This window comes from Methanobacteriaceae archaeon (assembly GCA_030656015.1).
GTDB lineage: Archaea > Methanobacteriota > Methanobacteria > Methanobacteriales > Methanobacteriaceae > UBA349.
In genome coordinates, this window is the sequence record JAUSNX010000001.1 from 179,180 (window position 1) to 204,561 (window position 25,382).

Consider the following 25,382-nt stretch of genomic DNA (forward strand, 5'->3'; position numbering starts at 1 on the left):
TTAAATCACCTACATAGAATCTAATTTATCATGAAGATCAATAGCTCTAATATTATATTTTAAATCATCCCATATTCCAGTTTTAGATATCTCTGAATAAAAACGTGTTTTGTATGATTCAATTTCTTCATTAGTTACCCTAGCCCACCTATCAGCGTCAAAAAGGCCATAAGGATACCCTGGCAATGACAGATCATTTGATTGTTTTGCAATGGAAGAAATAATATCCAAAATAGAATTCCGCCCTAGTTCATTAGCTTGTTTATTCAACATTTCAAATCTAAATGGCGAATAAGCAAATTTGCTCATTTTAACCACCATCATCAACGGCTTAGGTTCACTCTTTTTCATTTCAGCAATAGGATAATAAACCCATTTGCTAGATTTAAGTTTAGTTTCCCTAGATAACCTTTGAATAGCAGCAATAATAGATAATTGTGTTGTAGTGGTTAATCTACATGTTTTTGAAAGGCCAGTTAAAATAATTCCATCATCAATAGCTTTATTAAATAATTTGTTTACATATTCATTCTCTCGGCTATGGCCTACTTGCAAAGATCCATCCCTAATTATAATATCTCCACTATCTAATTCCATATCCAACAAACGTTTTGCAATAATCCATTCAGTACACCGACGAGCTTTTGAAGCTACACGTTCCATACCTTCTTTTGAAGTCGCACTGACTTTTTCATCAACTTCACTGCTGGTTAACTTAGTTTCATTAGGTAAATATTCATTGAACTCATCATCAATCGGTGAAATAGAAGTTTCAAAGTAAATTTTGTTCTTACCAAATTTCGTCGTTGTCAATGATAAAAATTCAATTTTCTGAGGAATATCCGATTCTATGGGAACTCTTTTTTTATCTTTAAAAATATTAAAATAAACCCTATTTAATTGAGCAGAAAATTCAGGTGTTGTAAGAAGTTCTTGATTTCCTCCATCAATACAAGCAATTTTTCTCGATGTATGGGTTGACGGAATTTCGTAAAAACGATTTTTATCTAATTTATCCGGTTTAAACTCTTTAATATTAGGTTCACCAATTTCCCTTTCTGAAAGTTCAGCGATTTTCTCAGCTATCTGACGCATACTATCCGTTAATATATTTACATCTCCCGAGAAGTTATTTAAATAGTTCATAATTAGTCATATTATATTAAATAACATTCTTTATAGTAAAGAATTTTCAAGAAGTGGTGGTCTAATTTCCTGCATGGTATCTCTAACCACTCTCTACAGCGAGTAATATAATTTTCACCATTCAGTCTTCTCTTGGACTAATAACCTTCAACAATAATTTTTAAGTCGTTATTATTTATTATATGATAATCTTTTGGAAATATAGCATTCTATTTCTTTAGAAAATTCAATGCATTAATTAGAAATTATAACTGAATCTGGACATTTTTTAGGGCATTTAAGAATTCCTGCTCTTTCATGATATTGAATGAATTTTCCACAAGACGGGCATGTCATTAAATCATGTATTTTCTTAACTGATTCAACAAATCTTTTAACTTCTGTTGCTGAAACATTCCCTGCAAATAAGTTATTATGTGAAAGAATATTACCCATTATACTGTTATTTTCTAATTCTCTAAAAGCATCTTTTATTTCTTTCTTAATATCTGGATCAGCTATTATTTCTTTCAGCTGGCCTCTGACAGGACTCATGAGGTCACCTGCAGTATATCTCTCTTTCATTAGGACTTCTGCATCGATAGACTTACAAATCTCTTCTAAAACCCATTCAAGGTATTGTCTACTTTCATTTCCAGCACAAGATAAGTCACCAGATGAAATTTTCTCATATATTCTATCTAAATTAATTTTATAAGGTTTTAAATCAGGTCCATCATCAACTGTCCAATTAGAAATAATATAATTTTCAAAATTAACTCCAAAAACTTGTTGTGATTTGAATAACTGTTGATACCATAAATTTTCATGAGTAGTTATAATAAATTGTTTCTTTTTAAATTGTGTAAATAGCAATTTACATATCATCTGTCTATGGGCTGAATCCACTGTAGTTACAATATCATCAAGCACTATCAAAGAGCAATCTTTATTAAATTTATTCACTAAAGCAAGAAAAATACATAAACCTAATGAATCAAGGTGCCCCTCACTAGTTAGAGCTCGAGGGTCTTGATTTTCACGACTAAAAGAAGTTATTTTAAGTTCAGCACTTGCGTTCCTAACTATTTTTAATTCTATATTATTATGGGGCTCTTTGGGATGGAGTAATGAATAAAAATCTTGAATATCAGATTGTATAGAATCAAAAATGGACTGAATTTTACTTTTCTTCAATTCAATAAAAGAATTGTAAATATTATCTATTAGTTCTAATCGAGATTTTAGTTCTTTCAAATTATCATTATACTCAGTTATATCTTTGATTTTACTTATTGCAACTGCAAGCACTTCTAATAGATCTAAGAATTTTTTTTCATCGTCGGTAATTTTAATTTTAGAAATTAATTCTTCAGTCTTTTTGTTTATATTTATTAAAATATCTGAAAAATCATCTAAGATAGTATTAAAATCATTAATCAATATTTGATCATTTTTATCTAAAACTGATTTCAGCTGTTTTTGAAAATTAACTAAATAATCTATTTTTTCTTTTAAATTTGTTTCATCATCTTTAAATTCATCAAATCTTTCTATTTGATTTAGAATATCATTACCATGATTAATCAGGTTACTTATTTCATCACTAATTGATTTTAGTTCTTCTTTCAATTTTAAGAAGTCTTCCGAAGTTTTCTCAAAAGATTGCAATCTTTCTTCGATTTTAGATATTAAATCTTTTTTATCAACTTTTTCTTCACACAATGGACATTTATTCTCTAATTTGTCTATTTCTAATGCATCTTTCCCGCTTTCAAGCAACAATTTTAAAGACATGTTTTCTTTCATGTTTTCTTTCAGAAGATCATTTAATTTAATATTGAAATCCTTTATTTTCGAGTGTGAATCGGTTTCAACTTTATTTTCAGTTTTTTCTCGAATTTCTTTAAGAATAATAATATTTTGTAAGTTATCAGAGTCTTCTTTGACAATTGAAAACATTTTTGCACTATGTTCGGGTGCTTTTTCGAAAGAAGTTAGTTCAGGCAAACCATGTTTCTTAAATAGTTCATTTAAACTTGGTAAAATTTCTTTTTCACTAGTTATTACTTTTCCAACAATCTCAGATATATTATTCAAAATTTTTTGGATGCCTGTTTCCTTCTCATCTACTCCTTTTTTTAAGTCATAAACAGATTCTTTCATTGCTTTTTCAATTTTATCTAAATAATCTATTCCCATAAATCCACTAATGACATTAAAACGTTCCGAAGGAGTGTTATCAATAAATGAAAGAAGTTGCTTTCTACGTAAAATGAATACACCATCTTGTGATACATTAAAATACTTTTTATAATTAGATGGTATTGGACTAAATGAATTATGTGTTCTAGTAAGAGTATTTTCTGCTGTAAAAGTTAAATCAACTTTTATATCCTCCTGTGTATGATTAGTGTGCGGTCCATGCCGATTAAAAGTTATTCCACTTCCTTTTAATGTAGAAACTTTTCCTTTAAAGAAAAATTCTATAGAATCTACAATTGAACTTTTTCCAGTGCCATTCTCACCACAAATCAAAAGAGATTTTTCGTTTAGTAAAATTTCACTATCTTTTATACCCCTAAATGCTTTAATATGCATTTTTTTAATCTTCAGAACCATTTAAGTCACTACTTTCCAATATTTCTAATAAATTTTCAGAAGAAAAATCGTCATTTTCAATTAAACTTTTCATGCTATCTATAAGTTCATTAGGAACTTTATCATCATCATTCAATTCTTTAAAGAATTCTTCCAATATATCCTCTAGCACACTCATTTTAAAGCCCCATATTACTTTATTTAAATAAACATTTATGTGCTATTATAATCCAATATTACTTTTATTATTTGTTATTATTATAAAATAGAAAATTTTAAGTAAATTACAAATCCAAGATCTGATAGATTTATTTCATTCTAATTGGATCTAATGTTCACATGTTATTACATACATGGTTGCCGAAATAGAATGATGAAATAACATATAATAATTTAGGTATTAAAAAATTTAAAAAAATCAGAAGAAGAATTGGAATAATCTAAAAATAAAAAAATAAAAAATAATTATTGAGAATCTTCTTCCTCAATAATAACAGCCGTACCATAGGCCAAAATCTCTTGCATTATATCAGAAATCTGATCTGAATCAAATCGGGAACTGATAATGGCATTGGCCCCCATACTACGGGCATGTTCAATCATACGCTCCAGGGCCTGGTTACGGCTTTCTTCCATCATTTGAACGTACTCTTTTATTTCCCCACCAAACATGGACCTTATTCCAGCACCTATTTGGCCACCTACACCTCGACTTCGCACAGTTAGACCATATACAAACCCTAAGGTTTCTACGGCCTTAAATCCAGGAACAAAATTAGAGGTTACTACCACAATGTCATCAGCAAAAGTGGCTGTGTTTAAAGGGATGTCTTCGGGCCGTACTACTACCATTCCTGGTTCTTCTGGAGTTTCTTCTGTGGAAACTTCTTCTACAACTTCTTCTTCAGGAATGTCTTCTACAACTTCTTCTACCACGTCTTCTAATTTAGATCCACAATCTGGGCAGAAATTAGTGTCATTGGAATAATCCACATCACAATTAGGGCAATGTTTTACTACTTCTTCTACAGTAGAAGGCTCTTCTGCTTCTATTTCAGGAGCATTCACAATCGGTTCTGCTTCAGGTTCTGGCACTTCAATTTTTCTCACTGGAGGTGCTTTTGGTCGTGGCAGACCAGAACCAGGAGATTTAGGTGGTGAAACAGCCGACTTAGAAGTCGGAGTTTGGCCTGGTGATCTAGTAGGGGTAGAACCTCCCACTTTAGCTCTTTTTTTCTCTTCCAATTTTCTTCTAATTTCTTCACTGGTAACCATGAAATCAACTCCCAATCAATTAATAAAGTCTATATTTAATTATATTGGTTCACATTCTTATTTAATTTGTGTTTAGATACTAAAATAATATAATTAATAAATAATATAGTTAATATATTCATTTGATTTCATTATAGATTAAGAATTAATTAAAATCAAAAAATCTAAATTCATTAAGAAATAAATAAATTATCCATGAACTTTAATTCAAAACTTAATTAATTCATAATACATAAAATAATTTAAAATTATTGCGAGGATTTATGTATAAACCAGCTGCAATCTCTATTTTATTATTAATTGGATTAATATCATTCTTCACCTTAAATGCTTTTTTAAATCCAGATGTCACTACCCTGGATTCAGTCCAGGTCAAAGACTATAAGGGCCAAAAACTCTCATCTATCAATGATTTTCGTGAAAATTCTATTAAAGGCCCTCAAAAGGTAGATATTAATAATTATACACTACAAATAACAGGGAGAGTTCAAAACCCGAAAAATTATACGTATAAAGAAGTTATTAACCATAAAAACTATCAAAAAGTAGTTACCCTTAACTGTGTTGAGGGCTGGTCCGTCAACATATTATGGAGAGGTATTCTAGTTAGTGAACTCATAAATGAAACCAAACCAACACCTGATGGTAAAACAGTTATATTTTATGCCGCTGATGGTTATTCAACTTCTTTTCCCTTGGATTATCTGCATAATAACCATATTTTAATGGCCTATAAAATGAATAATGTGACCATTCCCCCCGAGCGAGGATTCCCCTTTCAATTAGTGGCCGAGAGTAAATGGGGATATAAATGGGTTAAATGGATAACTAAAATCGAAATTTCCAATAACACTAATTACACCGGATATTGGGAAAGTAGAGGTTATTCTAATACTGGTAATTTAAATGAAAGTTTTTCTGCTTAAATTATAGTTTAAAGTTTATAATAAAGTTATAAATTTAAAAAAAGATGGTTATATGGCTCCCCTAAACAATCAAGATTACCAAAAATTGAAAAAATATACGGCCTACATTCTTTATGCTGTAATAATTATAGTAATCATTAGTGGCCTGGGAATCAATTATCACCGTAGCATGGAATTTATAACCATTGGCTTGCTTAATAAAAGTCTGTCATTTAATTTACATGTCTGGTTTTTTGTTCCTTTAGTAATCTTAATATTTTTACATACTTCTTTACCGTCATTAAGAGATAGAATAATGAAAAAATAGTTTTAACTAATAAAAATTAAAATAAAATAATTTAATAAAATAATAAAATTAAACACCTTTAATTACCTAAAATTTTATTAAGTTCCTTTAAATCAAAGGTATTGATAATATCCTCTTTTCTGGCCCACCCTCTCCGAGCAGTAGCTATTCCCAGTTGCATGTTTTTCATTTCACCTGAAGAGTGAGCATCGGAATTAATAACTAATTTACACCCCATATCTATGGCTTTTTTTATGTAAATATCTCTTAAATCAAGGCGGTTAGGATGAGAATTAATCTCCAGAATAGTTCCTGTAGCACTGGCCTTTTGCATGATTTTATCCAGATTTAAATCATATTCGCGGTGTTCCTGAATTTTTCGACCAGTAGGATGAGAAATAATATTCACATAAGGATTTTCCATAGCCCTAATCAATCTATTCGTCATTTCAAAGAAATCTTGCCTTAAATCAGAGTGTAAACTGGCCACCACCACATCAACCTCAGCTAAAATAGTTTCACTAATATTTAAATTTCCCTGAGAGTCAATATCCACTTCCAGGCCTTTTAATAGAGTAAAATCTTTCATTTCATCATTAATAGAATCAATTTCTTGAAACTGATTTAGAATATCAGAGTCATTCATTCCCTCAGCAGTTCTTAGGGTTCCCAGATGATCCGTAATGGCCAGGTAATCATATTCTAGTTTCTGGGCCTCCTGAACCATTTCCATTATAGTATGTTTCCCATCACTCCATTGAGTATGTACCTGTAAATCCCCTCTAATATCATCATATCCAATTAATTCAGGTATTTTTCCCCCACGGGCAGCTTCTATTTCTCCTCTATTCTCCCTCATCTCAGGAGGAATATATTGTAGACCAAGTGAGTTAAAAACATCTTTTTCACTTTTACCAGTGATTATTTCATCCCCTTTAAAAAGTCCCCATTCACTGAGTTTCATATTTTGAGAGATGGCTATTTTCCGGAGTTCTATATTCAGATCCCTTGACCCCGTAAAGTACATCATGGCTGCACCAAATATATCCCTTTCAAATACCCTTAAATCACAGTCCAGTCCTTCTTTAAGTACTACAGTACTCTTTAATGGTCCTTTAACTACTATTTCATCAACAATAGGTAAAGATACGAAATAATCCATTACTTCTTGAGAATTTTCAGAAATGACCAGTATATCAATATCCCCCACACTTTCCTTGCGGCGCCTGATGGAACCGGCAATTTCCACAGCTTCCACTACTTTTAAAACTTCAATCTGGTGTTTTATAGCTTCAGCCAGAGGTAGAATATGGCCCAGGAGTTTTCTTCCTGAGTTTTTTCGGGCCATTTCTATATTTTCAAGAATTTTTTTCTCTTTCTTATCCCCCATGCCCTTGATTCGACGAACATGGTGTCTTTTGGCGTGGCGCTCCAGATCATCCAGATTTTCCACTCCCAACGCATCATAGAGTAGTTTTATAGTTTTAGGGCCCAGACCTTCCACTTCTATCATAGCATCAAAGTCCACCGGGTACTCTTTTTTCAGGTTTTCAAAGTATTCCAGAGAACCAGTTTCCACAATTTCTTTGATTTTGGCCGCTATGGCCTTTCCCACACCAGGTAGCTCTTGCAGACGATTTTCTTCAGTTAAGGTAGTTATATCATCAGAGAGAGTTTCCACGGTATGGGCTGCCTTACGATAGGCCTTCATACGAAATATGTCGTCATTCATTTCCATGAAGTCCGCTATTCTATCTAATATATGGGCCACTTTTTCGTTTTTCATAAAATCACCATTAAAAACAGCTAATTGTTGTGCATTAATTGAAATATAAAAAACTAATTTATTTTATAATTTGTTTTAATATTCAATAAAATTATCTATATAATAAAAAAACAGATTTTAAAAGATTTAATTAATCTAAAATAGAAATAAACAAAATAGTAAGTTACCATATAAAATAGAAAAATTTAATAAAATATTAATAAATTAAATATAAAGAAGAAAAAATAGTTCTAAAATTATCTTCTCATACCTTCCACAATCTCAGAGATCTTCTCTTCCACATTAAAACTATCTTCTACTACAGTGCCCGTAACTATAATATCAGCACCGGCCGAAGCAACAACATGGGCCTCATCACCACTGCGGATTCCTCCACCAACAATAAGCATCGTATCAGTAGTTTTTTTGACCATACCGATCATTTTTGGATCTACATGCTGTTCTGCACCTGAACCGGCTTCCAGATAAATCAGACGCATACCTAAATATTCAGCCGCCATGGCATAGGCCGCCGCCAAATCTGCTTTTTTGCGTGGAATTAATTTAGCATCTCCTACCCATCCCACAGTTCCTCCTGGCTCAATTACCAGATAACCCATAGGTATAGTTTCAATTCCCATTTTTTTAATTACTGGAGCTCCCAATGCTTGCGCCCCAATAATCCAATATGGATTGCTAGAATTTAAAAGACTCATAAAGAAAATAGCATCAGCATACGAACTCACACCACTTATATTTCCTGGAAAAAGCACTATAGGAACATCAAGATTTTCTTGAAGTATTTTAGCCGTGGCATCAAGTTCAGCAGCGTCTGTGGTAGAACCTCCCAGCATAATACCATCAGACCCTCCAGAAACAGCAGCTTTAGATATAGACAATGCTTCTTCAGGAGTTTGTTCTTCAGGATCTAGAAGGGTGAGATGTATCTTTCTTTCCTTTAAAATATCCTTAAAATAAGCTTCAACTTTCATTTTAAAACCTTGAAAAAATTAATATACACTTCATTAATCGATAAACGTGATAAATAAAATTATTAAATATAAAAAGTTAAAGGGTATGATTAACCCCTTGATTCTTTAGCTTTGTATCTTAGACCTTTGTAACCACACTTCCGGCACACTTTAGCACTTGGTGGGTTTCTAGCGTTACATTTAAGACAAATTTTAACATTGAATATTCTGTTCTCTGCTTCTTCAAATCTAGCCATTGGTTAGCCTCCTATAAATTCGTTTTGAGCTTTAATAACTTCCTCGCTGGTTTCAGCATCGGAATATGCTTCTAGTAACTCTTTATTGAGTATTAGAAAATGGGGTCCCCACTTAAAATGGGACATTATATCTTCTGCTATATCTTTCAATCCCACTATATAAAAGGTTGCTGCAATTGCCTCTGCAGTTGAAAGAATACAGGGCTTACCATAGTTAGTGGGATTTGCTGCAACAAGAAATGGCAGCGATCTATGATACTTAGAAGTCTTAAAAATCGCAGCAGATTTTTGAACCTTCTTCCAGGAGCAGTCTAATCCAGCCACTCCACGTTTAATAACAGCGCCCTTATCTTCAGGAGAGACTGCTTTTTTAGAATAAGGATTCAGTACAATTGCACCTCTAGGTAACTGATTAAGATGATTTACTATTTTAAACTTTCCTTTTTTGGCCATTTTAAAGGTGGTGCATTTCTTACGGTCGCACTCCTCGGCATGGTATACAGTTACTTTCATATTATTTCACGGTTTATTGTAAAGGTTATATTATAGTATAAGGGGTATTTAAATTTTATATTATTTTTAGTTAAATTATTGAAAAATTAATCTTTTCTTATAATTCTAAAAAATCCTATTTTTTATTAAATATATCTTTTGCAATTAATTAATATTCTATTTCTTTGAATATTATTTTAAAACAGGTCCCATTAGTTTTATTAAGTTCTATTTCACCATCAATTTGTTCGGTTAAACTATTTACTAATTGTAAACCTAATGATTTTGTTTGTCTGAAGTCCAGGCCTTCTGGAAAACCTATACCATTGTCTTTCACTGAAAGAATAAATTCATCATTGTTTTTATGGAAACCAATGGTTATTTCACCATTTCTTCCATCCGGAAAAGCATGTTTCATGGAATTAGTTATTAATTCATTTACAATTAGGCCCAAAGGAACAGTAGTATTAATATCCACCATTAAATCATCCACATCCATATTCAATTTTATCAAACTCGGATCAATAATATAGGTGTGAAAAAGATCTATACTCAAAGTTCGAATATAATCACCAAAATTAATCCTTTTAAGATCACTAGATCGATAAAGTCTCTCATGGATAAGTGCCATAGACTTAGCACGATTTTGACTTTCTTTAAAAATACCTAAAGCTTCTTTATCTTTAATATACTTAGATTGAATATTAAGAAGGCTAGAAATAACCATCAAATTATTTTTAACCCTATGATGAATCTCTTTAAGAAGCATCTCCTTTTCTTCAAGTGCTTTTTTAATTTTATCTTCAGATTGTTTTCTCTCAGAAATGTCCACCATTATACCAATTAATCCAGCTAAATTACCTGTAGTATCATTATATGTAGTTTTATTAAATACAACAAAGTGTGTGGTACCATCAGCATATTTTACTGGAGCTTCATCTACCTGAAAACCAAGCTTTTGGAATAAATCATTATCCATTTGATAATATTTATCCGCCAATTCTTTCGGTGCTATGTCATAAACCGTTTTTCCAATGATATTCTCTTTTTGTAGACCTAAATATTCCTCAAAAGCTTGGTTACATCCATCATAGACACCATTTATGTCCTTGTAAAAAATAGGTAGATTTATTGAATCTATTAAATGTTGTAAGAAATTAAATTGCTCTTTAATTTTTAGTTCAGCTTTTTTTCTATCAGTAATATCTATAAGAGATGCTAAACTTTTTTGACTATCTGGAAAGAGAACAACAGTTATCAGAACATTTTTAATATTTTTATTTCTATCAATAAATTGGAATTCATAATTTAAGGGAGCAATGCTCGCTTTAGTTCTTCGCAGGGCATGATAGTTCTTCATTCTCTCCAAATCATCTTCTGCCACAAATTCTGTCCAGCTTTTATTATTTTCAAGTTCCTCTTTAGAATAGCCTGAAAGTATTTCAAATTCAGCATTAACCAAAGATAAAGTAGTATCTTCATCTATAATTGCAGTAGCGGTCCCAGTGTGTTCAAAAATAGTTCTGTATTTTATTTCAGATTTTTTTAGAGCTTTTTCAAATTTTATCCGTTCAGTTACATCGGAAATTACTCCCGTAACGCCTATGGTTTGGCTTTGTTTTATTATGGGTCTAGATGATGTGCGTATATAAAGAACAGTCCCATCTTTATCCAGAACTCTAAATTCAGTTGGTTTTAATTTGCCAGCTAATGTATTTTTTAGAGAGTCAAATAAATCAGATATATCATTTGGATGCACAAAAATAGTGAAATTTTGACCAATGAGCTCATTAGTTTTGTAACTGGTGATTTGTTCGATTGTGGGACTAATGTAAGTAATATAACCCTCAGGATTTATAGTAAAAATTACATCATTAATGTTTTCTACTAGATCTCTAAATTTTTTTTCAGATTTTTGTAGAGTTTTCTCTGCCTTTTCACGTTTTTCAATATTTTTAGCATTTAATAGAGAATTTTCAAGGCTTCGTGCAAACATTATGTAAAGACGACGCTCCCTAGTTTTTATAGGGTAACTTTGCTCCATGAATAACTCCAAATTACCCAATTTAGTAAATGAAAAATTAAATTGATTTGGCTCTTTTTGATTAATTTTCAATAAAAAATCTTCAGAGCCTTTAAAACCCCAAGAGGATACAATTTGTCCATCATCTGATTTTCCATCAAATAATAAAAAATAACGGACTCCAAAAAGCCTTATAACTTTTTCTAATGCCTCTTTTAAAATCTCATCTTTTGATCTTAGAAATAAAATAGAAGAAATCTCATAAAGAGTTGATAATTCAGCAATTGCTAATTTATCATATGATTTTTCATTCATGAAGTTTCTCCCACTATAATTATCCAACTACAATTACCACAGTTTTATTATGGAAAAGAGGGACATCTATATAGCTACCAACTTCGCCAAATGTAAGTGCTCCAAGAAATGGAACTTCAAAACCTATTACTTTCTTTATACTTTCCAGTTCTTTTTCGAATTCATCACCCATTAAGAGATAACGAGATATACAATCAAATAAAAGTACGAACTGGGGTTTTTCAATGTTTTGAACGGCTTTCTCAGCTACATTTTTGGCCGTCTTAATTAGATCAATTATTTCACCTTCCATCACATTACCCACTGCATTTTTAGGAATTTCAGTTACAAAATCAATACTTTTATCAAAGTTCAATTTTAGGGGATCTCTAATCAGATAATTACCTGAAACATCGGGAAATCCAAGAGGATATCTCATACCATATTCTGGAAATTTTTCAGTTCCAATAACTCCAATCTGTTCATTATAAGAATCAAAAGCGGTGATACCATTTATTTCAACAACTTTTTTACCATTAGAATTGGTTATTATCATAGGATCCCTTTTAGGCTCCCAACCGTGCCCTATGCTTGTTTGAATTTCAATGCCATCAATTAAAGCCGTCGCCAGTGCTCTGCTTTCTACTCCTTTTTCAGTAAACTGGTAAGTCTTAAAGAATTTAAGGTTGTCTCCAGCACCGCCCCCTGCATATTTGAAATCAGGACCCATAGTATTGTAAAGTCCCTGAATTGTTTCAGAAATATTAGACGTGAATCCATCTGGAAAAGCAAATACTGTACCTTTTTGAATTCCACTTGCCATCAATTTTTCACCGGCTTTTTCACCGGCTTTATGCGGATTCAAGTTGATATTTTTTTGCAGAGAAGTTTCCACCAGAAGTTCCTTCCCGCTCAGCGTGCATACTCCTACACCTTGCCTTAATACGCCTTCAGGAGTTATTATTCCCCCACCACAAAAGCCAACAATCTTTGAATCCCCAACTAACTCTTTAACCGATTCAAAGACAGATTTTTGATCATATACATCAGTAGTAAATAAAAAAGTTAATGAAGGTTTTCCAGATTCTTTTAAAGCATTTTCTACTGCTTCTATCCCTGCCTGGGCCGAATCTTTTGATTTGCTGTAACCAACACCAGTTTTCATAATATCATTTATATTTATATAGCTTTTGTATAATTAAGGTTTCGAATGACAGATTTATTCTTCATTCAAATCTATATAATTTATTTTAATAAACAATAACATCTTATCTCCAATTATAGGAAAAGACTTTCAGAAATATTTATCATATTATTTATATTCTATTTCTTTAAATATTATTTTAAAACAGGTCCCATTAGTTTTATTAAGTTCTACTTCACCATCAATTTGCTCGGTTAAACTATTTACTAATTTTAAACCTAACGATTGTGTTTGCTTGAAATCTAAATCTTCTGGAAGCCCCATACCATTATCTTTCACTTTGAGGATAAATTCATTGTTAGTTTTATAGAAATCTACCGTTATTTCACCATCTCTACCATCTGGAAAAGCATATTTAATAGAGTTAGTAACTAATTCATTAATAATTAGTCCTAATGAAACAGCAGTATTATTATTTAACATTAAATTATCCCCATTCAAAATCAATTTGATATTTGAGCTTAAATGATAATATGATTGTAAATAATCCATTAATTCTTTAATATAATTTTTAAAATCAATTTTTTCAAGAAAATCAGACTTATCTAATTTTTCATGTATAATGGTCATTGACTTTATTCTGTTTTGGCATTCCCTGAAAATTTCCTGAGTTTCATCATCTTTACTATATTTAGACTGAAGTTCAAGAAAATTAGATATAATTTGGAGATTGTTTTTATGAAGTTGATTGGTTTCTTTAAGGAGAATGTCTTTAGCATTTATAAATCCATTTATTTTATCTTCAGAATGTTTAAATTCAGTTATATCAATAATGGCAGTTCTAAATTCTTTAAAAGTTCCATCACTATCCGTAATGCCCACTGTTTCTAAATGAGCATGGAATTGCAATCCATTAGATTTTATCATTTCAAGATTACATCTCTCTGTTTCTAAAGTATCACAAACCTTTTTCATATGTAGATGAAATATCCTTCTGGAATCTTGAGTTAAAAAGCGAATAAATGCACTATTAAAAAGATTATTTCTTTCCAAACCTAAAAGAGAAGCTCCTTCTAAATTAACATCACTAATTATCCCCTTTTTGTCACATGAAAAATAAGCAATAGGTGCAAAATTGTAAAAATCAAAATATTTACGATTCATACTTTCCAGGGCAATTTGACTATTACGAAGCTCTTCATTCTGTATTTCCAGCTCAATATGATGAACCTGAATTTCATGGATGAGATTACTAATATCTTTAAAAGCTATGGATGGCGTGTTATATTCTTTATTATGGCGAAGAGATTTTTCTGCTTTTCGGCGAAGATTATCCCAATTATCAGCCCCCACCATTTTTTCCCAATTTTTTTAAAATTAAGAAAAGATAGATAATGTAAAAAATGATAAAAAATTAATTCCAACTTAAATTTTTAAATTAAAAAAGAAACGAAAATAAAATGTTAAAATAATAAAAATAAATTATTTATTTTCTAAATTTCAATTATGGGTATTGAATTATTAAAAATTAAAAAACACTTCGCTCATATTCTAAAATCTTATTCATAATCTGGCCGGGATTTTGCAAATCCTCCAGATCATAATAACGGCCACCAGAATAAATGGCCAGCTCCATATTCAGATTACGACCATGATGGAGTATTCTCTCAAAGTTTACCACTACCGTATGAATATGATTTTCATTGAGTTTTTCCGCCAAATCAAGGGCATCTCTGCTGGGACTGTGTTTAATTCCCACATTGGGCATTCCATCAGTTAAAACAACCATCATGGGAACATATTCTTTATTCTTCTTTTCTGAGACTAATATTTCCAGGCCTTTCTTTAAACCAGCAGCCAGGGGTGTGGTTCCACCTACTCTAATTTCATCGACTTTACTTTGGAAAGCAGCGGCGCGTTTAGTGGTGGGAATAATTACCTCTGCTTCCCTACCTTTAAATCCTATCACGCTTAGCTTGTCTTTATGGCGCTGGGTATCTTTAATGATTTGATTTAAAATGCTCTTCACTCGATTGGCCTTTTTCTCAGAAACCATTGATCCACTTATATCTACCACCAGAGCAATAGAAGCCCTGGCTCCGTGTTTTCTAACCTTTTCCCGTAAGTCATGAGGTTCTACCTTGATTTCTCCACTGGATTTCATGGCAGCAGCACGAATAGTAGCATCAATAGCAATATCTTTAGGCCTTTGAGATGAAAATCTAGATCTTACATATTTTCCCTTCTCTGTTTTTGATTCCACACGTTTACCATAGAGTCTATCCTTTTTTTTACCCTTGACTTTAAGCAGTTTTTTTATATCAATCCCCACATCAGAGGATTCTATATTTCCCTCATTTTTATTTTCTGAAAATAATTTTTGGCCCTTTTCTTCCTCATTTGAGATATCACCACCAGAAGAATTGTGCGATGATGAAGTATCTTCTAGATTTTCTTCTGGCAATGACGAATTATTATCCGATTGCTTAGTATCTGATTGCTTAGGATTCTGATTTTCACTATTAGATTCCTTATTTTCCAGGCCTTTATCTTGATCAATCTCATCAGAATTCTGATTTGCTGATTTATCACTTTCAGAGTCAGATTCATCACCATCAAGAGTTTTTTTTTCTCCTTCATTCTGATCAGCATTATCTTGATTGTGATTTTGTTCTTTTTCTTTCTCTTGTTGTTCACGCTCTTTTTCTTTTTCTCGTTCCATTTCCGATTTGGCCTTATCCATTTGTTTGCAGACTTTATCTGGATCCTGTGATTTGCCCGGTATTCTCTCACCTAAAACCAGAGTTATGGCCTCTTTTAAATCATCTTCATTGACTTTGACTCGGCCATTATAAGCTGCTATTGCCTTTGAAGTTTTTAAAATAGCTATATCTGCTCTATGGCCATCAACACCAGTTTCTAAAGAAATTCTAGCTATTAATTCCATTAAATCATTATTAATTTGGACTTGAGAAAGTAATTTCCGAGCGGAGACAATTTTATCCAGTAATTCCTTTTGTTCGGTAGCAAATAGTTTTTTAAATTCTTCAGGGTCTTTTTCAAATTGCTCCCGACGACTCATGATAGTCACCCGGTCCTTAATATCATGAATACTAGTGACAATTATATGTAGGCCAATTCTATCAGCTAATTGGGGCCGGAGCTCTCCTTCAGCTGGATTCATAGTACCTACCAGCATGAATTTTGAAGGATGAGAAAGTGATATTCCTTCTCGCTCCACATTGTTTATGCCATAAGCTGCTGCATCCAGAAGCACATCTACTAGATGATCATCCAGAAGGTTAATTTCATCCACGTATAATATGTTACGGTTAGCTTCAGCTAATATTCCAGGTTCTAGTGCTTTAATACCCTTTTTTAAAGCTTTATTAATATCAATGGAACCAACCACCCTATCTTCAGTAGCCCCCAGCGGTAATTCGACTACTTTCATCTTTTTCTCTTCAATTTCACGATTTTTCAAGCGGCAGATTTCACAAGATGAAACCATATCCTGAGGATCGCAATTAAAGGCGCATCCCTTAACCACGGGAATTAAAGGCAAAAGATCAGCTATGGCACGAACTGCAGTAGTTTTTCCTGTACCCTTATCTCCTTTTATTAAAACCCCACCAATTCCAGGATTTATAGCATTTAAGATTAAAGATTTTTTTATCTCTTCTTGACCAACAATGGCTGTGAATGGAAAAATAAGATTTTTCATGGGCTCACCTTAGGTTTAAGTCGTTATAAACGAAATATATACTAATACAAATTTTTTAATAATTATTTTTGATATTTAGACTTAAATGATGTTTAATTTATCTGTCTTTTTTGTAATAAGTATTTCACATTTTATTTATAAATCAATTAATAAGTAAAGTGGAAAAATAAAGAATTTTCTATTTTAATTTTGCTAAAGGCCCATATTTAGGCCAAAAATAAAGATAAAAACAAATAAATAATATTATGGCTAAAAATGGATATGGTGATAATATGTGTACTGTGGGCGGCCCCATGGCTGATATTAAAATGAAAAAACTGAAAACAAAACGTTGTAAGTGTTTAGATTGTGGAAATGAATTTAAAGGTATAGGTAAAAGAGTAGTATGTCCATCATGCCAATCCGACAACGTGGAGTGCTCAGAATAGATACTTCTGAAATTTTATTTTTAAGAGGTGAATCAGGAACTGTGGGAATTGTTAAATCTGGTGATCCGAGAATGGTCTTTATTGGCACACCAGATGAAGATGAAGTAGTAATGTTTCTTGAAAAAGAAGATTTACTAGTAATATCTGCTTTTGGAGAAGGAACGGAGATAGAAAAAGGTATTAAATGTATGGCCTATCTTTTAAGGGAAATGGAATCCCCTATTGTGGTTTTACCAGATAATCACCCTACTTCTAAAAGATTAAAAATGGTAGTAGCTGTGGGAAGTAATGTAAGGCTGGACTGTAATATTGTACCGGGCACCCACCCAGAACAGGACATTTTATGTGCCTGCGAGACTCTTTCCGGAGTTAAACTAAATTCAACCGAAGAAGGAGTATTAATTGAAGGAAATGTTGAAAATTTAAAGTTAGAAACTCTTTAATTCCACTAATCTTTTTTAAATAATCTTTTTTTACTAACCAATATATAAAAATAAATAATTATTTATTTTTTAGTAAAATTTAAAACGGTTCTAGTTAATTAAATGATTATATTTTTTTTTAAAATTATTACTTAAATGCCCCATTTTCCGTTTTAAGTATGAATTAATCAGTGATTAAGATTTATTATGTTTGTTATTAAGGTAATGTTTATAAGGGATTATGTTAGATGTTAGAATTGTTTTTATCTTATTGATAAATTCATCATGTGGAGATCTTATCTTAATAGGATCTTCCATGACCCCCCCCTAAATATGGCCATTTAATATTATCCCTTAAATCATAATTTTATTTTAAAACATTATTTTTCCAGTTCATGCCTGAAATCATAGATATAATCCAATATTACTAATTAATGACTTATTTTTTTAATTGAATCCTATTTTTATTCCAATTCCTTAAAACTAAATATTTATTAAGTTGGAATCACACAATAATATTCTAAGATACAATTTAAGTAATTTTTAGGAAATATTTAGTTCAATCTGCATTAATTGGTGATTAATTTGGCCGGTGTTTTGGGATTTCAAATAGAGACTATGAAACTGGATAATGATTTAAAATCTCTGGTTTCAATTTTAAAAGAAGAAAATCCACAGATGAGAAAAGAAGCAGCGAAAGCAATAGGGCAAATTGGAAACCATAACTGCTTAAAATATCTTTTCAGTGTTCTAAAAGATGATTCTTGGGGAGTTAGAGCAGTAGCTGTTCAATCAGTAGGTAAAATCGCAGAAAAAAAAGATAAAAAATCCAGAGCGAAGATTATAGATCTTTTAGATGATGAAGACTGGACAGTTAGATGTGCTGCCATAGAATCTTTGGCCCGAATTTCAGGACCAGAATCAATTGATTTAATAGCCCCGGCAGTTATGGATACAGATCCTCATGTTAAAGAAACAGCATTTAATGTACTAAAAAGCATTAATGAGACACATTGATAATAATTGATTATAAATTAAACTTATTTTTTATAATAATTATTTTAAACACCAAGTTTATATAAAATAATTAACAATAGTATACTATTCTAAATCATGATATCTAATTGTTATAATAGCTATATTTGCTTTGTTTTGATAATAAAAATATATTAAATTAATCTTTAAAAAAATTAAATCATTTTAACGACTTATTATATTAAAAAAATGTCATATTAACAGGGATTCTATGTTCAACGAGTTTTATCAAATATTTGGACAAATGGTGTTTATTGCGGGTATAATTATATTAGCCATGCTTTTTTCGACCCTTATTTTAGGGAAGATACTAATTAAACAGGACAGATTAATCTTTCCAAAAGTCTTACTTTTAACTATAGATCTTTTCTACGGTCCTTTCAAAAAATTTTCAGAAAGTATGGGTCTTGATGAAAAAATAGTGGACCATATAGGTGTAGAAGTTAGAAACAAAGTCAATGAAAAAAGATTTAAATCTACAAAATCTGATGAGAAACTTTTGATTCTTCCCCATTGTTTGAGAAGTCCTAATTGCGAGGCCACATTAGAACCAGCAGGATTAGTATGTACCAACTGCAAAAAATGTGTTATTGGGACTTTAAAGGAAAATGCAGAATGTGTTGGATACAAAGTATTCATTATACCCGGTTCCACCTTCCTTAAAAAGATAATTGAACAAAATAACTTTAAAGCCGTGCTAGGAGTGGCTTGTTATCAGGATTTAAATCTGTCCATGATGAAGCTTTCCAAGTTTTCTCCACAGGGAGTTCCTCTATCCAGAGATGGTTGTTTTAAGACCAAAGTAGATCCTAAGGCGGTTTTAGAAAAGATGGGAATAACAGAAGAAGTTTCTGCTGAAAATTCTTCTATCAAAAATATCAGTCCCTGCAGCAAAGAAACCCCGGATAAACATTCTTTTTAGATTAAATTTCACAATTTCTTTTTTTATAATTTTTTGTTTTTTGATTAATATTTTATGAAATAAAATAAATTAATCCGTTATAATAGAATTTTATTTTAAAAATTGTAAAATATAACTATAAAATAAATCAAATATATTTTAAGTTTAGTTTAAGTAGAAGTTATATAACAATTGAGATGAAATATTATGGAAAATATTCCTATTACCGATAACCACATTCACGTAGACCCCTTCAATGGCGAAGGCCCTATAAAAGTTGCTGAAAAATTCCACAGATCAGGTGGTCAAAGAATGATCATTCCTAACAAACCTTCCTGGACTTTTGGAGAACCATTTAACTTCACTAAGGCCATGGAAATGGTTCTAAAATATGTGGATGAAATAAATTCCAATACTGGGGTGAAGGCCTATGCGGTAGTGGGGCTACATCCTGCTGAGCTTTCCCGTTTACTAGAAAGTGGTAAGGACTTAAAAGCTGCCGAAAAAATAATTAAAAAAGGATTAGAGTATGCCCAGAAACTGGTCATTGAAGGAAAAGCCGTGGCCATAGGCGAAATAGGAAGGCCGCATTATGAAGTAAGTTCGCAAGAATGGGATCTGCAGAATGAAATCATGATTTATGCCATGGAACTGGCTAAGGAAGCAGACTGTGCTGTGCAACTGCATACGGAAACCTCCAGTGAAGAGCAATTCGAAGAATTCTCTTTAATGGCAAAAAAAGCTGGGTTGAGAACATATAAACTGGTAAAACATTTCTCAGGCCCATATACTGATGAGAAGGAGAATTTTGGATTGACTCCTTCTTTGATTTCCACCAGAGATGTGGTATCTAAAGGAATTAAAAAAAGTAATTATTTTTTAATGGAAACTGATTATCTGGATGATTTAACTAGGCCTGGTGCCGTTTTAGGGCCAAAAACCGTTCCCCGTAGGACCCAAGAATTCATTAATAAAGGCTTAATGACTGAAGAAGATGCTTTTAAAATCCATTCAGATAATATTAAAAGAGTTTATGGGATAGAAGATTGATTTTTAAAATATATTTTTACTTAAAAATTAATCCCATTAATTATTTATTATTTTTAAAGCCAATATTAAATCATGAAAAACCATTGTTATGAAAATTATCCCTTAAAAATCGTCTTTTTAAGCAACATATTAATATTATCCATTTATATTATAGGTGCTGTCATCATATACAATCTAGGATGGTTTTACTCCGTATTATATTTAATATATTGCCTAATTTTAGAGATTAAAGTCTTGAAAAAAGGTTGCGTGAATTGTTATTATTATGGTAAAATTTGTGGTTTTGGTAAAGGTCGCTTGAGTGCCTTATTTTTCAAAAAAGGTGATCCTTCTAAATTTTCCCATAAAGAATTGAAATGGAAAGATATGATTCCAGATATATTAGTTTTTATTGTGCCCACATTAGCAGGAATATTTATATTATTATCTAATTTTTCATGGCTAATCCTTTCATTAATTGTAGTTCTTTTAATACTTTCACTATTTGGTAATGCTCTAATCAGGGGATTAACCTGTCCAAAGTGTAAACAAAGCGAGTTAGGTTGTCCTGCTCACGATTTATTTCAAAAAAAATGAGAAATGATTAAATGATAATAGTGAATTGAGTAAAATAAATTAAAAAAAAATTGTTTTTAGTGGCTTCCACCAATAATGAAACTCACAGCACTAATTACAATACCTATAATAACTATTTCTAAACTTGTTTTAAATAGACTTTCTCTAGAAACTCTACCTAAATAAACACCTAGAATGATTAATGCCGTAAAACACATGACAATAGTAGTCACGGTGGCTGTCATTCTATCAGCAATGAGTAAAAAAGGCAGTACTGGTACGAATGATCCTATAAAACTGGAAAATCCATGGGTAAACATACTCATGTAAATTCTGCGCTTGGCCTGTTTGTGAATTATGGTATCATCCAGTTTTCCCTCATCCATGACCATCTTACGTTCCAGTTCTCTGAGGGTCCGTGTTTCTTCGGCCCGTTCACCAATAAATGATCCAAATGCATTGGACATAGCCAGAGCAATACCACCACTAAGTCCAGTTAGGCCTATGAGATAATTTTGAACTTCACCACCACCCAGGGCAATGACTCCACTGGCAGTTAGGATCACTCCCATAACAGCCAGGATACCATCTAAGGTTCCTAAGGCTACATATCTGCTCATTTGAAGGTATTCGTGTATAAATTCCCTTATGTTCATTTAAAAAGTTCTCCTTGAATGAAAAATATAATAAAAAATGTTTTCATGTTTTTTTGATAAGTAATTTCTAAGGAAAATTTCTCATCAGATTTATTTTCCCCGTCCTAAATCCTTATGGGCCCGGGCCAAATGTCCTGCAGCTAAAGCTCCCATTAGAGACAATTCTCCGGCCAGAACAATTCCAGCCACGATTTCAGCAAACTTGTGGACTTTTCCAGAACCATAGGCATCCATGATTTCTAGACACTCTTTAGCTGTTTCCAGACGGGTTCCTCCGCCAAAAGTGGCTAGGGGAACATCAGGTAAGGTCACTGAAAAGTAAAGGTCCCCATTTTTGTCTTCAGCCGTGGTAATTCCCAGACTGCCCTCCACAATATGGGCCTCGTCCTGGCCCGTGGCCAAAAATATAGCTCCAATCATGTTAGCATACTGGGCATTGAATCCCATACTTCCAGATATAGCCGATCCCATGAAATTTTTAGCCATGTTCACTTCTTCAATGGCTTCAGGAGTAGTTTTAAGTTTTTTATTCACTATTTCTTTAGGAACCACTACTTCGGCCACCAGAGATTTTCCCCGGCCTTCAATTAAGTTTAAAGCAGCAGGTTTTTTATCTACGCAGACATTACCACTAAGGGCAATCACATGGGCCCCGGTCTCCTTAAATAATAAATTTAATGCTGATTCGGTGGCAATGGTTACCATATTCATACCCATACTGTCTCCAGTGGAGTATACGAATCTAGGGTATAAATAATGGCCTACTACAATCACTGGATCAATTTTTAATAGTTTTCCGTGGCTAGTGGTGGATTCAGCAGCTTCTTTAAGTTCGTTGAAATGGTTTTCAATCCATTTTTTTATTTCCATGGCCTCCATAACGGATTCTGCCTTTATAACTGGGGCCCGGGTCATTTTATCGTCAATTATCCTAACATTAGCTCCGCCAGATTGACTTATAGTGGAGCATCCCCGATTTACGGAAGCAAGTAATGCTCCTTCAGAGGTGGCCAGTGGAACATAAAATTCTCCTTCAGCGTGTTCTCCATTGATTTTTAGAGGCCCTGCTACTCCCACAGGGATCTGAATAGCACCTATAGGGTTTTCTATATTCTTTTTCATGGCCTCTTCCATGTCCAGCGAGAAGTGTGATACATGGTCCAGTGAAGATGCAGAAATTGTTTCCATGAATTTGCGCCGGATTTCAACAGCTTCAGGAACTAATTGCGTGTATTTTTCTATTTCATGGAGTTTAATTTCGCCACGGGTAAGTTTATTAATAATTTCGTTTTCATCTACCATATTTATCACTTAAAATGATTTTAATAAAATTTTTTTAAAATAAAATAATTCTTGAAGTTTGAAAATTAAATTAAAGATTGTGAAATAATTAAATTAAATTAATTACCCAGCTTAGATTTTGAAATTCAATTATTGGATAAAATATTAATTAAAATAATTTTTTAAGTTAAAATATTATTTAGAATATGATTAAAATAAATCATTTGAATTCTTTAATAATATTAATTATTTCAGAAGGCTTTCGGGCCACTTGGACTCCTGCGGACTCCAGGGCATTGATTTTGCTCTCTGCAGTTCCACTGTTGCCTTCAATAATAGCACCAGCATGCCCCATTTTTTTACCTGGTGGTGCGGTGGTTCCAGAGATAAAAGCCATAACGGGCTTGGAAATATTCTTTTCAATATATTTAGCTGCCTTTTCCTCGGCATTTCCTCCAATTTCACCAATCATGACCATGTAATCTGTATCAGGATCATCTTCAAATTTTTTAAGAACTGTGGAAAAATCCAGACCTACCACCGGATCCCCACCAATTCCAATACATGTACTCTGGCCCATTCCTGCTCCAGTGATTTGACTGGCGAATTCATAGGTCAGGGTTCCGCTTCGGGATACAATACCCACATTTCCTTCATTAAATATATGGGTGGGCATAATTCCCAGTTTTCCCACACCAGGAGATATAATTCCTGGAGTATTAGGCCCTATAACTGTTGTTCCTTTTTTTCGAGCATATTCCATTATTTGCATGGAATCATGAACGGGAATGTGTTCGGTTATAATTACCACTAAATCCAGATGTTTAATGGATTCGAATGCTGCATCTTTGGCAAATGGAGCTGGAACGAAAATTATAGAAGCATTGACATCCATTTCTTCAGTTACTTCTTCAATTGAATCATATACATTTATAGGCCCGAATTTTTGGCCCCCACGACCTGGAGTTACCCCGGCCACAATATTCGTGCCATAATCCAGCATTTGTTCTGCATGAAAAGAACCTTGCTTACCAGTAATTCCTTGTACTAAACATTTAGTGTCTTTATCTAGAAGTATCATGTTTCATCCCTTTTTTGTAATCCATGAATTATAATAATTATTAAAATAACGGAACATTATTTGTCCGTTTTTTATTCCATATTTTATTATCTGTAATTAATTTAGTAATTAATTTATTAAAATGGATAACTTAACTTATCAAGAATATTTACAATAATTATATGCCATTATATAATTAAATTTCACTATTTTTGATCTAAAATTTATTTCAATCAAAAATGCTAATCTTCATGAAATTACATAGAATAGCTCTGAAAACTGAATTTCCTTAGAAACAAAGAAAATAATATAATAATAGAAATAGTTTGGATCTAAACTCTTAAAATTCTGGTTCTTTCTTCAAAAGGAACGGCTAAATCCATCATATTTCCGTTCATGTAAGCAGTAACTGACAATATAACACTTCCCGGAATCACATAAGATGGTGCCCCTCTTTTAACTAGGTAAACATTTTTATTACCCAGAGCAGCCCCTACCATGGCCCCAGCTACAACACCCACACTTTCCAAATCTTCCAAAGTGGCTACGACCACCGGGTCGTCAGTCTTATCTGAAACATATCCTACACCCGGTATTTTTTTAACCCCAGGCACTATTTCATCACTGACATCAGTAACTCCTTCCATTCCACGAGCGGCTTTGATTGCCGAGTTGGCAGCATTTCCCACAAAAGGTTCTCCACCATAAGTATCAAAGGCTAGAATAAGAGCATCTGGAAACCTATCTTGACGTATATGGGCCTCAGCATAGGATATACCTTCACCAGCCCCTTCGGGAGTAGGAGATATACCATTAACATCACCTAAATCTTCTGAATTTTCGGTTAAAATATCCACAATGCCACGATTAATTATTTCTAAAAGATCATCTTCTATAAAAGCACTGATAACTACATCATCACCAGTAATATTAGTTAAAGCAGCATTTTGAGCTCCTAAATCTATTAGCTGTGGAATATTAGCTTGTAGGTTTTTTATAAGATTCCCACTACAAGACGTGTCATTATTAGATATATCCGCACCAATGGCAGTTATTTTCACTAGATCACCTGTAAATTTCTTAAATTAACTTTAGTTAATTAATAGATAAA

Annotated in this window: 25 protein-coding genes; 8 read left to right on the forward strand and 17 right to left on the reverse strand. The window is 32.4% G+C overall.

Annotation, left to right across the window (positions count from 1 at the left end; translation table 11 throughout):
• Nucleotides 1–9: 9 nt before the first annotated feature.
• The 4 genes from Q7I96_00810 to Q7I96_00825 form a co-directional block, all read right to left on the reverse strand.
• Entirely contained in the window at nt 10–1,146 is a 1,137-nt protein-coding gene (locus tag Q7I96_00810; protein MDO9626149.1) for a DNA double-strand break repair nuclease NurA, read from the reverse strand.
• 234 nt (nt 1,147–1,380) lie between these two features.
• Nucleotides 1,381–3,726 (reverse strand): AAA family ATPase, encoded by a 2,346-nt coding sequence (locus Q7I96_00815; protein ID MDO9626150.1) that lies wholly within the window; start codon nt 3,724–3,726, stop codon nt 1,381–1,383.
• A gap of 4 nt (nt 3,727–3,730) precedes the next feature.
• Complete coding sequence (locus tag Q7I96_00820; GenBank protein MDO9626151.1) at nt 3,731–3,904, reverse strand: hypothetical protein; 174 nt, start codon at nt 3,902–3,904, stop codon at nt 3,731–3,733.
• 287 nt (nt 3,905–4,191) lie between these two features.
• Nucleotides 4,192–4,578, reverse strand: a complete 387-nt coding sequence (locus Q7I96_00825; protein ID MDO9626152.1) for a heavy metal-binding domain-containing protein — start codon at nt 4,576–4,578, stop codon at nt 4,192–4,194.
• A gap of 686 nt (nt 4,579–5,264) precedes the next feature.
• Here Q7I96_00825 and Q7I96_00830 point away from each other — a divergent pair.
• Nucleotides 5,265–5,927 (forward strand): molybdopterin-dependent oxidoreductase, encoded by a 663-nt coding sequence (locus Q7I96_00830; GenBank protein ID MDO9626153.1) that lies wholly within the window; start codon nt 5,265–5,267, stop codon nt 5,925–5,927.
• Nucleotides 5,928–5,979: 52 nt separating this feature from the next.
• A complete protein-coding gene (locus tag Q7I96_00835) occupies nt 5,980–6,234 on the forward strand; it encodes a hypothetical protein (protein ID MDO9626154.1) in 255 nt (84 codons plus the stop codon).
• Between the two features lie 58 nt (nt 6,235–6,292).
• Here the strand turns inward: Q7I96_00835 and polX are convergent, their stop codons facing one another.
• From polX to Q7I96_00875, 8 genes are all read right to left on the reverse strand, one after another.
• Nucleotides 6,293–7,999, reverse strand: a complete 1,707-nt coding sequence (gene polX / locus Q7I96_00840) for a DNA polymerase/3'-5' exonuclease PolX (protein MDO9626155.1) — start codon at nt 7,997–7,999, stop codon at nt 6,293–6,295.
• Nucleotides 8,000–8,235: 236 nt separating this feature from the next.
• Nucleotides 8,236–8,970: a geranylgeranylglyceryl/heptaprenylglyceryl phosphate synthase gene (locus tag Q7I96_00845; GenBank protein ID MDO9626156.1), complete on the reverse strand. Its 735-nt coding sequence runs from the start codon at nt 8,968–8,970 to the stop codon at nt 8,236–8,238.
• 89 nt (nt 8,971–9,059) lie between these two features.
• The gene (locus Q7I96_00850; GenBank protein ID MDO9626157.1) at nt 9,060–9,206 is read right to left on the reverse strand and encodes a 50S ribosomal protein L40e; all 147 of its coding nucleotides are present in this window, start codon (nt 9,204–9,206) and stop codon (nt 9,060–9,062) included.
• Nucleotides 9,207–9,209: 3 nt separating this feature from the next.
• The gene (locus Q7I96_00855) at nt 9,210–9,719 is read right to left on the reverse strand and encodes a DUF367 family protein (protein MDO9626158.1); all 510 of its coding nucleotides are present in this window, start codon (nt 9,717–9,719) and stop codon (nt 9,210–9,212) included.
• 148 nt (nt 9,720–9,867) lie between these two features.
• Nucleotides 9,868–12,036: a PAS domain S-box protein gene (locus tag Q7I96_00860; protein ID MDO9626159.1), complete on the reverse strand. Its 2,169-nt coding sequence runs from the start codon at nt 12,034–12,036 to the stop codon at nt 9,868–9,870.
• Between the two features lie 19 nt (nt 12,037–12,055).
• On the reverse strand, nt 12,056–13,180 hold the full coding sequence (locus tag Q7I96_00865) for an FIST N-terminal domain-containing protein (protein ID MDO9626160.1): 1,125 nt from the start codon (nt 13,178–13,180) through the stop codon (nt 12,056–12,058).
• Nucleotides 13,181–13,327: 147 nt separating this feature from the next.
• Complete coding sequence (locus Q7I96_00870; protein ID MDO9626161.1) at nt 13,328–14,515, reverse strand: histidine kinase dimerization/phosphoacceptor domain -containing protein; 1,188 nt, start codon at nt 14,513–14,515, stop codon at nt 13,328–13,330.
• Nucleotides 14,516–14,687: 172 nt separating this feature from the next.
• Nucleotides 14,688–16,883, reverse strand: a complete 2,196-nt coding sequence (locus tag Q7I96_00875; GenBank protein ID MDO9626162.1) for a VWA domain-containing protein — start codon at nt 16,881–16,883, stop codon at nt 14,688–14,690.
• Nucleotides 16,884–17,155: 272 nt separating this feature from the next.
• Between Q7I96_00875 and Q7I96_00880 the strand changes: the two genes are divergently transcribed.
• Together Q7I96_00880 and Q7I96_00885 are read left to right on the forward strand one after the other, a co-directional pair.
• Nucleotides 17,156–17,311: a hypothetical protein gene (locus Q7I96_00880; GenBank protein MDO9626163.1), complete on the forward strand. Its 156-nt coding sequence runs from the start codon at nt 17,156–17,158 to the stop codon at nt 17,309–17,311.
• Nucleotides 17,278–17,754, forward strand: a complete 477-nt coding sequence (locus Q7I96_00885) for a hypothetical protein (protein ID MDO9626164.1) — start codon at nt 17,278–17,280, stop codon at nt 17,752–17,754. Before Q7I96_00880 ends, Q7I96_00885 begins: the two co-directional genes overlap by 34 nt.
• A gap of 174 nt (nt 17,755–17,928) precedes the next feature.
• On the opposite strand, the gene Q7I96_00890 is transcribed toward Q7I96_00885, so the two are convergent.
• A complete protein-coding gene (locus Q7I96_00890; protein ID MDO9626165.1) occupies nt 17,929–18,051 on the reverse strand; it encodes a hypothetical protein in 123 nt (40 codons plus the stop codon).
• Nucleotides 18,052–18,318: 267 nt separating this feature from the next.
• On the opposite strand from Q7I96_00890, the gene Q7I96_00895 reads away from it, so the two are divergent.
• From Q7I96_00895 to Q7I96_00910, 4 genes are all read left to right on the forward strand, one after another.
• Nucleotides 18,319–18,750 carry a HEAT repeat domain-containing protein gene (locus Q7I96_00895; GenBank protein MDO9626166.1) on the forward strand — a complete coding sequence of 144 codons (432 nt, stop codon included), beginning with the start codon at nt 18,319–18,321 and terminating at the stop codon, nt 18,748–18,750.
• Between the two features lie 229 nt (nt 18,751–18,979).
• The gene (locus Q7I96_00900) at nt 18,980–19,690 is read left to right on the forward strand and encodes a DUF116 domain-containing protein (protein MDO9626167.1); all 711 of its coding nucleotides are present in this window, start codon (nt 18,980–18,982) and stop codon (nt 19,688–19,690) included.
• A 186-nt stretch (nt 19,691–19,876) separates the two neighbouring features.
• Nucleotides 19,877–20,719 (forward strand): TatD family hydrolase, encoded by an 843-nt coding sequence (locus Q7I96_00905; protein ID MDO9626168.1) that lies wholly within the window; start codon nt 19,877–19,879, stop codon nt 20,717–20,719.
• 72 nt (nt 20,720–20,791) lie between these two features.
• On the forward strand, nt 20,792–21,295 hold the full coding sequence (locus tag Q7I96_00910) for a hypothetical protein (protein ID MDO9626169.1): 504 nt from the start codon (nt 20,792–20,794) through the stop codon (nt 21,293–21,295).
• 56 nt (nt 21,296–21,351) lie between these two features.
• Here the strand turns inward: Q7I96_00910 and Q7I96_00915 are convergent, their stop codons facing one another.
• The 4 genes from Q7I96_00915 to Q7I96_00930 form a co-directional block, all read right to left on the reverse strand.
• Entirely contained in the window at nt 21,352–21,930 is a 579-nt protein-coding gene (locus tag Q7I96_00915; protein ID MDO9626170.1) for a TIGR00267 family protein, read from the reverse strand.
• A 90-nt stretch (nt 21,931–22,020) separates the two neighbouring features.
• On the reverse strand, nt 22,021–23,232 hold the full coding sequence (gene hmgA / locus Q7I96_00920; GenBank protein ID MDO9626171.1) for a hydroxymethylglutaryl-CoA reductase (NADPH): 1,212 nt from the start codon (nt 23,230–23,232) through the stop codon (nt 22,021–22,023).
• A gap of 199 nt (nt 23,233–23,431) precedes the next feature.
• Nucleotides 23,432–24,292, reverse strand: coding sequence for a succinate--CoA ligase subunit alpha (gene sucD, locus Q7I96_00925; protein MDO9626172.1), 861 nt, complete (start codon nt 24,290–24,292; stop codon nt 23,432–23,434).
• Nucleotides 24,293–24,603: 311 nt separating this feature from the next.
• Nucleotides 24,604–25,332 (reverse strand): hypothetical protein, encoded by a 729-nt coding sequence (locus Q7I96_00930; protein MDO9626173.1) that lies wholly within the window; start codon nt 25,330–25,332, stop codon nt 24,604–24,606.
• Nucleotides 25,333–25,382: the final 50 nt, after the last annotated feature.